Source organism: Sphingobacterium corticibacter (assembly GCF_003076635.1).
GTDB lineage: Bacteria > Bacteroidota > Bacteroidia > Sphingobacteriales > Sphingobacteriaceae > Sphingobacterium > Sphingobacterium corticibacter.
In genome coordinates, this window is sequence record NZ_QDKG01000001.1 from 1,375,844 (window position 1) to 1,390,400 (window position 14,557).

General features: G+C 40.7%; 7 protein-coding genes. 5 read left to right on the forward strand and 2 right to left on the reverse strand.

The window, feature by feature from the left end:
• Nucleotides 1–20 precede the first annotated feature (20 nt).
• From DC487_RS05880 to DC487_RS05890, 3 genes are all read left to right on the forward strand, one after another.
• Nucleotides 21–2,405: an endonuclease MutS2 gene (locus DC487_RS05880; RefSeq protein ID WP_116774974.1), complete on the forward strand. Its 2,385-nt coding sequence runs from the start codon at nucleotides 21–23 to the stop codon at nucleotides 2,403–2,405.
• Nucleotides 2,406–2,726: 321 nt separating this feature from the next.
• Nucleotides 2,727–6,125 (forward strand): TonB-dependent receptor, encoded by a 3,399-nt coding sequence (locus DC487_RS05885; RefSeq protein WP_116774975.1) that lies wholly within the window; start codon nucleotides 2,727–2,729, stop codon nucleotides 6,123–6,125.
• Nucleotides 6,126–6,491: 366 nt separating this feature from the next.
• Nucleotides 6,492–9,890, forward strand: a complete 3,399-nt coding sequence (locus DC487_RS05890) for a TonB-dependent receptor (protein WP_116774976.1) — start codon at nucleotides 6,492–6,494, stop codon at nucleotides 9,888–9,890.
• 78 nt (nucleotides 9,891–9,968) lie between these two features.
• Here the strand turns inward: DC487_RS05890 and DC487_RS05895 are convergent, their stop codons facing one another.
• Together DC487_RS05895 and DC487_RS05900 are read right to left on the reverse strand one after the other, a co-directional pair.
• Nucleotides 9,969–10,487 (reverse strand): GtrA family protein, encoded by a 519-nt coding sequence (locus DC487_RS05895; RefSeq protein ID WP_116774977.1) that lies wholly within the window; start codon nucleotides 10,485–10,487, stop codon nucleotides 9,969–9,971.
• Nucleotides 10,488–10,580: 93 nt separating this feature from the next.
• Nucleotides 10,581–12,206 carry an ABC-F family ATP-binding cassette domain-containing protein gene (locus DC487_RS05900; RefSeq protein WP_116774978.1) on the reverse strand — a complete coding sequence of 542 codons (1,626 nt, stop codon included), beginning with the start codon at nucleotides 12,204–12,206 and terminating at the stop codon, nucleotides 10,581–10,583.
• A 222-nt stretch (nucleotides 12,207–12,428) separates the two neighbouring features.
• Here DC487_RS05900 and DC487_RS05905 point away from each other — a divergent pair, with 222 nt between their 5' ends.
• On the forward strand, nucleotides 12,429–13,037 hold the full coding sequence (locus DC487_RS05905) for a hypothetical protein (protein WP_116774979.1): 609 nt from the start codon (nucleotides 12,429–12,431) through the stop codon (nucleotides 13,035–13,037).
• 39 nt (nucleotides 13,038–13,076) lie between these two features.
• Nucleotides 13,077–14,048: a hypothetical protein gene (locus tag DC487_RS05910; protein WP_116774980.1), complete on the forward strand. Its 972-nt coding sequence runs from the start codon at nucleotides 13,077–13,079 to the stop codon at nucleotides 14,046–14,048.
• Nucleotides 14,049–14,557 lie beyond the last annotated feature (509 nt).

Consider the following 14,557-nt stretch of genomic DNA (forward strand, 5'->3'; position numbering starts at 1 on the left):
TATATTGAGCATTATTATCTATGATATATCCTGTTAATGCAGCTGATAAGCTGGGTTTTCTTGAGATCAAAGAGTTGGTTAGGCAGAAATGCTTGAGTGAGCCAGCGCGTGACTTGGTCACTAAGATTCAACCTCAGGTCAATCCAGAGCAGATACAAAAGTTTTTACATCAGACTGCGGAGTTTAAAACCTTATTGCAAACGGACGATCCGTTGCCGATCGACCATCTGTATCCGATTCGTCCTTTGGTAGAGAAAGCACGCGTAGAAGGTGCTTTTTTATTGGAGGAAGAGTTTCATCGTGTGTTATTATCGCTGCGTACAGTGTTTGCGCTAATTCGCTATTTCAAAGAACGGGAAGGGCAGTATGCGCATCTCGATATGTTATTCGAGCATCTGACGATTGAAAATAGCATCGTCCGCTCAATAGAGCAAGTCATCGATGATCGCGGTAAAATGAAGGAGAATGCTTCCAGATTCTTGTTGGATGTAAGTCAGCAAATCCAGAAAAGCGAGCAAGAAGCGCGCAAGCGTTTGGAGACCGTGTTTAAGACCGCACAAAACAATGGTTGGACGGCCGATGGTAATCTAACCATCCGCGATGGCAGGCTGTGTATTCCTATTTTAGCGGAGAATAAACGTAAGCTGAAAGGTTTGATTCATGATGAATCGGCAACTGGACAAACAGCTTATATAGAGCCCGAAGAAGTATTTCACTTGAATAATAAGGTGAGAGATCTGGAGTTTGCACGGCGTCGAGAAATCATCCGCATTTTGACAGAACTTACGAATTCTTTGCGCCCGCATATTCCCTTGTTGCAATCCTATCACGGTTTGCTTACGAAGCTGGATTTTGTGCGTGCCAAGGCCTTATTCGCGATTGATATCGAAGCGGCTTTGCCGGAGATTCTGAAGACAGCCGAAATACATTTGGTCAATGCACGACATCCTTTATTATTCCTAAATGCCAAAGCGGAAGGTACACATACGATTGTGCCTTTAAATATCAAGATGGATGAGCAGGATCGCGTGATCCTAGTTTCTGGTCCGAATGCTGGCGGTAAATCGGTCTGTATGAAGACCGTCGGACTGCTGCAACTGATGTTTCAGTCAGGCTTATTGATTCCGGCTGACGGCAATTCAAAAATGGGTATCTTCAAGCAGATATTTGCCGATATTGGTGATGATCAATCGATCGAAAGTGACTTGAGTACCTACAGTGCGCACTTGTCAAAGATGAAGCATTTTACGCAATTTGCCAATGCGAGAACTTTGGTGCTCATCGATGAGTTTGGTACGGGTACCGATCCACAATTTGGTGGCCCAATTGCGGAAGCGGTTCTAGAAGTGCTGAATACCAAAAATGTGCGTGGGGTGATCACGACACACTATTCTAACCTCAAAGTGTTTGCGAGCGATACCGCTGGATTAGAAAATGCTTCCATGCTGTTTGATAATGCGGCGATGAAGCCATTATATATTTTGCAGATTGGTAAGCCGGGTAGTTCGTATGCCTTGGAAATTGCTCAGAATATCGGACTGCCGAAAGAGGTCGTTCGACTAGCGAAAGCTAAAATTGGCGAACATCAGCAAAATGTGGAATCGCTATTAGTCAATTTGGAACGGGATAAGAAGGAAATTGTGGATACCAAAGCGGCGATTCTGAAACGAGAGAAAGAACTCTTAGTGAAGCAGCAAGAATATGAAGAGCTGCGAGATTATGTCGATACGAATCGGAAAGAGCTGATCAAGCAAGCGAAAGAGGAAGCACGGCAGATCCTGAAAGACGCTAATAAGCTGGTGGAAAATACCATTGCTGAAATCAAATCAGCACAAGCAGATAAGGAGAAAACCAAAGAAATACGATCTACCTTACATCAAGCAATTGATAAGCACAGCCCGGTCAAAGCTCCTGTTAAAAAGGTAGTAGCAAAATCAGATGCACCAGCCGATCAAGATCTTCAAGTAGGAGATTGGGTACGTCTGCTTGATTCTGGCAATGAAGCGCAAGTGATTGAGATCGCTAAAAATAAAAACCTGATCCTGGCTTTGGGTGAGCTACGCACGGTGGTAAAACCGGCTAAAGTGGAGAAACTACAAGGCAAAGAAAAGAAGAAAGTGGTTAAACGTATTGGTTCGGTCTCGACTGGAGATGCTTCTGATTTCAGTCCGGAGCTGGACATTCGAGGCATGCGTACCGACGATGCGATGAATCAGCTGGAGTTAGTACTGGATCGTGCCGTGATGATTGGCTATCCGTCGTTAAAAATCGTACATGGTAAAGGTGACGGCATTTTAAGAAAGTTCGTGCGTGAATATTTAAGGAAATACAGCCATATCTCTCATTTTGAGGACGAGCATGCAGATCGAGGCGGCGACGGAATTACCTATGCTTATATCAAATAAACCGCATAAATACGTGTAGTAGAGTTCTTTAGACCCACTATAAATTACAGGCGGTGTTATGACATCGCCATTTTTTTTTCCACATTTTTAAAAAATCACTTTTTCCATAATGGTAATTTGATCGGGTGTATTTTAACATATTTTTAACACTTTAGGTTGAGTTGTTGTGAATATTTCCAAATTTACCAGATCTCATTTTCAATTAATACTTATTAACATGTAAGCATAGTATAAATCTAATATTAAGTTTATGTTAAGCCGTTGATATACTGTTCTCTCTTCTTAATTTTGCGGTGCATTTATTTTATGAAATAACAAACTATGAAGAGATCTTTACTTTTCTTTGCGTTAGTCCTAGCTAGCTATGGCACTATCCAAGCGCAGGTCACGACGAGTAGTGTTACGGGGATTGTAACACAATCATCGGGGCAGGCAACACCAGGTGCTACCATCCGTGCGGTTCACACGCCGTCTGGTACTACTTACTCCAGCGCAGCCAACGACGCTGGTCGTTTCAATTTAGCCAACATGCGTGTTGGTGGTCCTTACCGTATCGAGGTTACTTACGTAGGGCAAGATCCAGTCGTTTATGAGAACGTTTATCTACAATTAGGTCAACCTTTCGTATTAAACGCGGTTTTTACTGATGGCGCAACTAACCTCGAAGAGATTGCTATCACAGCAGGTCGTCGTATTAATACGGCTCGTACTGGTGCATCTACTAACGTCGGATTGAAGCAATTGAATGAATTGCCACAAATCAACAGAAGCTTAACTGACTTTACAAGATTGACACCTCAAGCCAATGGTAATTCATTTGCAGGTCGTGATGCACGTTATAATAACTTGCAAATCGATGGTGCAAATTTCAACAATGGTTTCGGTCTTAGTTCTAACCCGATTCCAGGTGGAAACTCGCAACCTATTTCTTTAGATGCGATTGAAGAGATTAGCGTAAACATCGCTCCATTTGATGTAACGCAGTCAGGATTTACTGGTGCGGGTATCAATGCGGTAACTCGTAGTGGTACGAATAGAGTGGAAGGATCTGCATATTTCTTTTTGCAAAATCAAGATTTACAAGGTCGTAAAATCGGTGATGTTACTTTAGATAAAGTAGACGCTGCTAAACGTAATTACGGATTTAGATTAGGTGGTCCAATTGTAAAAGATAAATTATTCTTATTTGTTAATGCGGAACGCGAGGAAGCTACTGGAGCAAATGCTTCTGGTTCAAATCCTTGGAGAGCTTCTGAAAACGGTGTAGCTGTACCAGAAGAAAATATTGCTAGAACTACGCGTTCAGATTTGGAAGCAGTTCGAAGCCATTTGATTAATCAATGGGGATGGGATCCGGGACGTTATGAGGGTTATGCTGATGAGGCGAAGGAATCAAGTACTAAATTCTTAGTTCGCTTGGATTGGAATATTAATGAGAAACACAAATTGGCACTACGTTATAACCAAGTCGTAGGTACTTCTATGCAGGTAGCCAATGGTAACTCTGGACCTTATCCAAGAAGCCAAACTAACCGTGTGAGCCAAAACTCTATCACGTTTGAAAATGGTAATTACTCATTCAAAAACGTGGTTAGATCTTTGACGGCGGAATTGAATAGTAATATCAACTCAAGATTAAACAATCAGTTCTTGGCCACATACACACGTATTCAAGATACTAGAAGTACTCCTAACAGCCAATTGTTTCCTTTCGTTGATATCGGCGACGGAACACATAGCAACAACAACTCGCCTCACTCCAACTATATGAGTTTCGGTACAGAGTTGTTCTCTTTCAATAATGATGTTATTAATAATAATTATTCTTTTATTAATAACTTAACTCTATCTGCTGACAAACACAACTTTACATTCGGTGGAGCTTTTGAAATCCAGAATTTTGGAAATAGCTACACACGTAGTGGTACATCTTATTACAGATACGCTTCAGTTCAAGATTTCCTAAGTACTGGCGGTCCTAATGAAGTGGCACCAATTATGTTTGCATTGACCTATCCATATGAAGGTCAGGATACGTATTCTAGAATTAACTTTGGTTTAGCTTCCTTGTATGCTCAAGATCGTTGGACTGCAAGTGATAAGTTAACTATTACTTATGGTGTACGTGCGGAATTGCCAATTTATTTAAACAAATTGACAGCCAATCCATCTATTGATGCTTTACGCTTAATGGATGCTAACGGTATGCCTAAAAACTATAACTCAGGATTGTGGCCTAAATCACAACTAATGGTGTCTCCACGTTTTGGTTTAAATTATGATGTATTTGGTGATCGTAGTTTAGTACTTCGCGGAGGTACTGGATTCTTCTCAGGTCGTGTTCCTTTTGTATGGTTAACAAATATGCCAACTAATGCTGGAGTATTGCAAAATACAGTTGAACCAGGTAACTACGGCGATGTGGCTGGTTGGATTGGAAATGTAAGATTTAATCCTGATCGCTACTATCACTTAAACAATGTGCCACAAGGTGCAGAAAATGTGTTTATCAGCTCGCCTAGAGAAGGAGCACCTAGCTCATTCGCTTTAGTAGATCGTGACTTCAAAATGCCAATGGTATGGCGTACTAGTATTGGTGGAGATTACAAGATACCAAATACTCCAATTACATTAACTGGAGATTTCTTGTACACTCGTGACATCAATGCCGTATTCCAATTTGGAGCGAATAGAACTACGCCTAATACCTTCTTAAACTATGGATCTTCTGGTGAGGAAGGTGATTATGGTGATAACCGTACTTTCCATCCAGGTGGTGCTCAAAGATTCAATGCAGCTATTGGTGCTAATAATGCTACTGTGTTGACTAATACTAATGTTAAAGGTCATGCAGTAAGTGCTACAGTTGGATTGACTGTTCCATATTACCAAGGTTTTAGTGGAGGTGTTTTCTATACCTATTCAGATGCTCGTGAAGTTAGTGCAAATGCTGGTTCTAGTGCTAGCTCTGCATGGGGTGGTTCGGCAAATGTTAACGGACCGAATGATCAAATTTTACATCCATCTGCTTTCGCAATTCCACATCGTTTGATGGCTAATGTTAGCTATCGTTTCGAATATGCAAATGCTTTAGCTACTACAGTTGGTGTGTATTACAATGGTTCATCTCAAGGTCGTTTCTCATATACCTATACATCTGATATCAATCGTGACGGGATCAACAATGATTTGATTTATTTACCACGTGATCTTAATACATTGAACTTCGCAGATCGCGTAAGTGCAAACGGACAAGTATTGTTTACTGCGGAGCAACAACGTGAAGCTTTAGGTGCATTTATCTCTGAGAATGGTTTAGAGAAATACCAAGGTAAGTACTTGCCAAGAAATGGATTTTTGCAACCATGGTTAAACCGTTTTGATGTACGTGTTTTGCAAGATGTCTACACGAATATTGGACCACGCAAACATACATTGCAGTTAAGTCTTGACATTATTAACTTCGGAAACATGTTAAGTAAAAATTCAGGAATCCAAAGTCGTCTGAATAACGCGCAATTCTTGTACGGAAACCACATGATACCGGGTACTAACAGTCAAGGACAGGCGGTGTTAAACACACAGGCAACTCCAGCTTCTGGTATCCCTACATTCAATATGAACTTGATCAATAATGAATTGCCTACTACGCCATTCCAAAACGTAAGTACATTATCTACTACATGGCAGATGATGTTGGGTGTTCGTTACATCTTCTAGAAGTTCCTTCTGTAACATTTTTAAAATCCCCGGGCAATAGCTCGGGGATTTTTTTTGTTTTAGAAGGTGCTGACATTGTTAGTGTGCGCTCAAAAATAAGGTCGACAAATTTGTGTAATTAAACTATAGTTTGTGTATAATTCCTCTAACGCTTTCCGTGTTACTTTGCTTTTTTTATAAATCGAACTAAAGTTAATATTTGGTTAATATTTAATCTTATATTAATGATTATTTTTGAGAAAGAAATTATATTTACTTTATATGGTGTGCCTAAAGCATGATTCTTCTGCATGGTATTATTTGGGTGATACTTTTTGGGGTTATTTATCACTAAACGATCAATAGATAATTATTACAAACTAATTTATGAAGAGATCTTTACTTTTCTTTGCGTTGGTCCTAGCTAGCTATGGAACGATCCAAGCGCAGGTTACAACTAGTAGTGTTACTGGTACTGTAACACAATCCTCTGGTCAGGCAACACCAGGTGCTACGATTCGTGCCGTTCACACACCATCTGGTACAACTTATTCCAGTGCTGCTAACGACGCTGGACGTTTCAATTTAGCTAACATGCGTGTCGGCGGTCCATACCGTATCGAGGTTACTTATGTAGGACAAGATCCTGTCATTTACGAAAATGTGTACTTACAGTTAGGTCAACCCTTTGTATTAAATGCTGTGTTTACTGATGGTAGTAGAAATATAGAAGAAGTTGCAATCGCAAGTGGTCAGCGTATCAATACGGCACGCACGGGCGCTTCGACCAGTGTTGGACTAAAGCAATTAAATGAATTACCGCAGGTTAACCGTAGTGTAACAGAGTTTACAAGACTTACACCACAGGCAAATGGCAACTCATTTGCGGGTCGTGACGCGCGTTACAACAACTTACAAATCGACGGTGCAAACTTCAATAACGGTTTTGGTTTGAGTACCAATCCATTGCCGGGTGGTAATTCGCAACCGATTTCTCTGGATGCTATCGAAGAAATTAGTGTGAACATCGCGCCGTTTGATGTGACACAATCAGGTTTTACGGGTGCAGGTATCAATGCTGTCACTCGTAGTGGTACGAACAGAGTCGAAGGATCTGCTTACTACTATTTACAAAATCAAGATATTCAGGGACGACGTATTGGCGATGTCACTTTAGACCGAATTGATGCTGCCAAACGTAACTATGGATTTAGATTGGGTGGCCCAATTATTAAAGACAAATTATTTCTTTTTGTGAATGCGGAACGAGAAGAAGCTACTGGCGGAAATGCTTCCGGTTCTAATCCTTGGCGAGCTTCCGAAAATGGAACAGCGGTACCGGAAGAAAATATTGCTAGAACAACACGAAGCGATTTAGAAGCTGTTCGTCAGCATCTGATCAACCAGTGGGGGTGGGATCCAGGTCGTTATGAAGGATATGCCGACGAAGCCCGAGAATCGAGCACCAAATTTCTGGCTCGATTAGATTGGAATATCGACGAAAGACATAAATTGGCCGTTCGATACAATCAGGTCGTAGGAACTTCGATGCAGGGTGCCAATGGTAACTCGGGGCCATTTCCTCGAAGTCAAACGAACCGAATCAGTCAAAACTCCATTACTTTTGAAAATGGAAACTATGCCTTTAGAAATGTTGTACGATCACTAACTGCCGAATTGAATAGTAATATTAATTCTAGGTTGAACAATCAGTTTCTAGCTACATATACACGTATTCAAGATACAAGAACTACACCGAGTAATCAGTTGTTTCCATTCGTAGATATAGGTGATGGTACGCATAGCAATATCAACTCTCCGTATGTAAACTACATGAGTTTTGGTACAGAACTATTTTCTTACAACAATGATGTGATCAATAATAACTATTCGTTTATCAACAACTTAACACTTTCAGCCGATAAGCATACTTTCACTTTTGGTGCGGCTTTCGAAATTCAAAACTTTGGCAATAGCTTTACTAGACTGGGAACATCATACTACCGATATGCATCCGTCGAAGATTTTTTAACGACTGGTAGTCCTAATGAAGTAGCACCGATCATGTTTGGACTGACCTATCCTTATGAAGGTCAAGATACTTATTCACGTATTAATTTTGGATTGGCTTCATTGTATGCGCAGGATCGTTGGACAGTGACCGACCAATTAACTATTACGTACGGTATTCGAGCGGAGCTACCTATCTATATGAATAAGTTGACTGCAAATCCATCTATCGACGCGATGCGTTTATTGGATGTGAATGGTATGCCAACCAACTATAATTCAGGATTATGGCCAAAGTCACAATTACTTGTTTCTCCGCGTTTTGGTGTAAATTATGACGTGTTTGGTGATCGCAGCCTAGTATTGCGAGGTGGTACCGGATTTTTCTCTGGACGTGTACCTTTTGTGTGGTTGACTAATATGCCAACTGGAGCAGGTGTGTTGCAAAACACGATCGAACCAGGATCGTATGCTGATGTGGCAGGCTGGATTGGTAATGTACGGTTCAATCCGGATCCATATTATCATTTAAATAATGTGCCACAAGGTGCGGAAAATGTCTTTATAAGTACACCTAGAGAAGGCGCTCCAAGCTCTTTTGCATTGGTAGATCGCAATTTTAAAATGCCCATGGTGTGGCGTACTAGTATTGGTGGAGATTATAAGATACCAAATACTCCTGTTACGGTAACGGGAGACTTCTTGTATACCAGAGATATTAATGCTGTATTCCAATTTGGTGCAAATAGGGCGTCTTCAAATACATTCCTAAATTATGGATCATCCGGTGAAGAAGGTGATTTTGGCGACAATAGAACTTTCTATCCAAATGGTGTTCAACGATTCAATCCACTGCTCGGTGCTAATAATGCGACTGTACTTACGAATACCAATGTCAAAGGGCATGCGCTAAGCGCTACAATAGGATTAAATGTGCCTTATTATCAGGGATTTAGCGGCGGCATTTTTTATACGTACTCTGATGCCCGAGAGGTAAGTGCCAATGCTGGATCTAGTGCCAGCTCGGCATGGGGCGGATCTCCAAATATTAACGGTCCAAATGATCAGATCTTACATCCATCAGCTTTTGCCATTCCGCATCGTTTGGTCGGAAATCTGAGCTATAGGTATGAATATGCAAACTCATTGGCTACCACGGTAGGAATAGTTTACACAGGATCATCCCAAGGTCGGTTCTCTTATGTTTATACATCATTCATAAATGGCGATGGTGCTAGCAACGATCTGATTTACTTGCCGCGCGATCTCAACTCTTTAAATTTTGTTGATCGTGTGGATGCAAATGGTCAACTATTGTTCACAGCAGCAGAACAACGCGAAGCGTTGAGTGTTTTTATTGCAGAGAATGGTTTGGAGAAATATCAAGGTGGTTATCTGCCGAGGAATGGTTTTTTAATGCCTTGGTTGAATCGATTCGATGTACGCGTTTTGCAAGATATTTATAAGAATATAGGACCTCGAAGACATACGTTACAGTTGAGTGCCGAGGTCATTAATTTCGGTAATTTAATTAGTAAAAGTTCGGGTATACAAAGTCGGCTTAACAATGCGCAATTTTTGTATGGAAATAATCTAATTCCTGGCGTAAACAATCAAGGACAACCAGTTTTAAATACCCAAAGGACGCCACAGTCTGGTATTCCCGAATTTAATATGAATGTGATTAATGGGGAGCTACCAATTACACCATTTCAGAATGCAAGTAATTTGGGAACTACTTGGCAGATGCAACTGGGTATTCGATATATCTTCTAAAATTTTGGAGCTATGCTCACTACCACTATTCTCAACGCATATATCTATTGGGAGTAGTGGTGTTTCGTAAATAATGCGCTAAAACTTCTTACTAAACGTAAATTTCCGCTGAGCGAGGTAACTGTATATCGTAATGATCGAGGTGCACAAAACCTGTGATGGAGTAGGGTACCAGTGTAACAATTCGACAAACAATTTGAGCAGGAGATAATTTAAGACCAACGATCCCATATTCGTGGCAAAATAACGAAGCAACCGATTGCCAAATTTCGGTGCGTGTTCATTTTGCTTAAATACGAAAAAGAAGTTAAACAGAAATCCCGTAAAAAACGTCACTACAAAGGAAGCTAATAATGCAAAGATATACGGACTGATAGTTATTAATCCGAGAACATCTACATTATTCTTAAAGGTGACATAGTGGAAGATCAGATAAAACAGTGTCCAATTCAGCAATACATTAAAACCACCAAAGAAAACATACTTGAATTTTTGGTAATTCAAGAGGTTCACCTTTCGGTTTCTGACGGATATCGAAACATCCGTATCCGAAATATATCGTTTTAAAGATTTTAGCTTGCTATCGTTGGAGTTCATCAAGGCACTAAGATAACGACCCTATCACAAAAAACACCCTCGATGCATAGAAATTTATCGAGGGTGTTTTAAAATACGTGATTGGATCAGGTATTATTTATACATTTCTTCGCGCTGCGCTTGCACCACTTCCGACTGAATGTACTCGTCGTATGACATTAATTTGTCGATAATACCATTGGGCGTTAGCTCAATCACACGGTTCGCTACTGTTTCCGTCAATTCATGATCTCGCGAAGTGAATAGCACCGAACCTTTAAAATCTGTCATTCCGTTGTTTAGTGCCGTGATAGACTCCAAATCCAAGTGGTTGGTTGGTTCATCAAACATCAAGAAGTTCGCTCCTTGCAACATCATGCGAGAGAACATACAACGCATTTTTTCTCCTCCGGATAGTACCGAACATTTCTTTAATACCTCTTCGCCGGAGAATAACATTTTACCCAAGAAACCACGAATAAACTGTTCGTCAGAATCTGGACGTGTTGAGTACGTTCTCAACCAATCCACCAAATTTTCGTTGCTGCCTTCGAAGAAACTAGCATTATCGATCGGCATATCCGCTGGAGTGATGGTAACACCCCATTTGAATTCACCTGTATAATCTTGATCACGACCCGAAAGGATATCGTAAAATGCAGAAGTCACTAAGTTGTTTTCTGCCAAGATCGCGATCTTATCACCTTTGTTGACCATGAAGGAAATGTCTTTGAAAAAGACCTGTCCATCCACCGTTTTGCTCAAACCTTCTACCTGCAAAATCTGATCTCCCGGCTCGCGATCCATGGAGTTGAACATCATAGCAGGGTATTTACGGTTCGAAGGTTTAATCTCGTCGATATTGATCTTATCCAAGGCTTTCTTACGAGAAGTAGCTTGTTTGGATTTAGAAGCATTGGCCGAGAAACGACGGATAAATTCCTGTAATTCCTTCACCTTATCTTCCATCTTCTTGTTCTGATCCGAACGTTGTTTCAACGCTAATTGAGAAGATTCGTACCAGAAGGTATAGTTCCCCGTGTAGATCGTCATTTTGCTGAAATCGATATCCACAATGTGCGTACACACGGCATCCAAGAAGTGACGGTCGTGAGACACGACTAATACAATCGCTTCGTAAGAAGCTAAGAAATCTTCTAACCACGCAATGGTTTTGATATCCAAATCATTGGTAGGCTCATCGAGAATCAAGATGTCTGGTTTGCCAAAAAGTGCTTGCGCCAAAAGCACGCGTACTTTTTCGTTACCGTCTAATTCTTGCACCAATTTGGTATGCTGCTCTTCTCTAATTCCTAAATTGCTTAATAGGGTCGCGGCATTGCTTTCGGCATTCCAGCCGTCCATCTCTGCAAAAAGACTTTCCAGCTCACCAGCGCGCTCACCATCTGCATCAGAGAAATCTTCTTTCATGTAGATGGCATCTTTCTCTTTCATGATTTTGTACAAATCCTGATTTCCCATCATCACCGTTTCTAAGACGCTGAATTCGTCAAAAGCGTAGTGATCTTGACTAAGTACCGACATGCGCTCACCGGGAGTGAAAGCTACTGAACCAGTAGATGGATCTACCTCACCCGAGATGATTTTTAAAAATGTAGATTTTCCAGCTCCATTTGCTCCGATAATACCATAACAGTTGCCCGGTGTGAATTTTAAATTCACATCCTCAAAAAGTATGCGTTTTCCGAAACGAAGGGAGAGGTTTGATATATTAATCATGAATGATGTATTTTACGTGTTTAAGGAGATTGCACTCCGTAATGTATTGTATGCTAAATCGCGTACAAAGGTACGATTAAAAATACACTTTTTTGGCATTCGCCGAAGGCTAATCATGTATTCTATGTGATGGCGTTCGCATTCGAAATACTGGTTTTCGGGGATTGATCTATGCGACCTTCAGGGGTAACTTAGTTCCGTATTATCACAAATAAAATCAAGATGAAAAAGCTATTCACAATTTTCATGGTTAGTTTACTATTTTTTGGCTGTTCGAAAGATGATTCTACGCCTATGGCGGATGGTAATTTTGATGAACTTTTTGGTGGCAGACCTTATAAAGGCACGGCACGTGGTGTACGATCGCAGCACGGTGAGGCAGACTATACTTGGAATGGTGAAGGTCGTATAGCCGTGATCGAAGCTTCAAATGACTCTGTTTCGGTCGTGTTTATGGCAGATTTTGATGATCAAGGAGAGATAAACCTGAAGTTTCGGGGTAAGATACATGGGTCGGATCTACGTTTAGAAGCTGCTGATAGCGAAAACTATTTCGTCATTAGCCAAGAAAAGATAGACGGAAAAATCGAAAATGCGGCACAGAGCATGTCGATTGACGGAGTTTTTCAGCGTGGAAAAGCGGATTTGATCATGAGCGTCTACTTCAAAGAAACTGATAGCGCGTTTCCTGCTGGGTCTACGTTAAATTTGCAGCTGAATACGAGTCGCGAAATCCCTGCCGGGAATGATGATGACTCGGGCTGTGGAGTGCGTGTTGTGCCCATCTGGGGACCAAATGGTATGACAATGGGCATGGTGCCAGATTGCTAAATATTTCCAATTGCGGTATACATCAATAGATAAGTTAAGATGAAAAATAATATGATTTCTCTGCGAATATGGTCTATAGTATTATTGATTGCGCTGGTAGGATGTTCCAAAGACAATGATCTTCCTACAGGGGAAAACGCTGGTATGACTGGTACGATCTATTACGAAAATTTTGAAGGATTTATAAAGATCGATCTGGCTACGAAAGTAAAGACCTTGCTAACTACCACGGGTACCTATTATAATTGGCACATCACCGCAGATGGCAGTACTTTATTGGAGATGGCAAATGGGAGATCGGCTGGGAAACCAGATCAGATTCATTTTACCATTCGGAATCTAGCTACCACCGAAAAAATCAGGGAATTTTTCTATCAACCTTTGAATGGCGGTTCGATATTTCAAGGTGCTGATCTTTCGCCCGACAAGAGCATGATTTGCGTATTTCCATCTTTTGAGGAAGGATTTGTATTAATCAACGCACAATCTGGTGAAGTGATGGCGCACCTTTATGATATTAACGGTGAACAGATTCCACGCAATCAAAGCTTTTCGTGGCTTCCCGATAATTCCCTCTTGATCAAATGGAAGCAACATATCTTAAAGACAAAATTCCCATTCGATAAAATTGATATCGTTGCAACTTTCGATACAGAAGAATTCAATGCTTTGTCGCCTAATCCGACAGGTACTAAAATCGCAATGGCTTATCAAGGACATATTGCGGTCATCAATGCCGATGGCTCCGATTTTTACATGGCCACATCGGGCAATGAAAGGGAGAGTTGTGCCGTGTTCTCACCAGATGGCCGTTTTCTATTAGTCGGCACCGATTTTAGAACAATTGGTGTCCCGGGAAGTGTGCCTAGTTCACAAAGTTTTATGCAAATTATTCCAGCAGATGGCAATACGTACGCTATCGATCAAAATAATCCAAATGTAATGCCGGTGATTGCACAGAATGAAAATTCTGCGGAACCGCAAAAAGGATTGATGGTTTGGATTCCTTAATAGAAAAAATGTCGATCTAAAGGGATCTAAACAATTAAACTAGAAGTTGCTTTTCGCGATGCAATGCATCGATCATCAAGGGAAGTTGCTATATGAAACTATTATAGCGCAGTAATTCCAATAGAACGAGCAGCAGCATGGGGTTTCTATTTTAACTTTCACACCGCACAAAAAAACTTCATCTCGTGATGAAGGACTTTCTTGTGTTTTTTGTTTCAAGGCTAACCCCGTGTATCTAAAAGTTACCATTTCTCGCCTAATGCTTCACCCAAGTCTCGCCTTATATTCGGCATTAGCTCGTACAGTTCCAGTAAAGTTTTAATACAGTAAAAGACTATGTCTAATACATTACCAATACACTAATAACACACAAAAGGTTGAGTGTCTTATCCTAAAATACCTATACAGGTTGCTTAATAAATCCTGAATTGGTTATACATGCTATTTGTTAATCCTAATTGTACTGTACACTGCAATTTTATAATCCTGCTTGAACTATACAAGTTCAT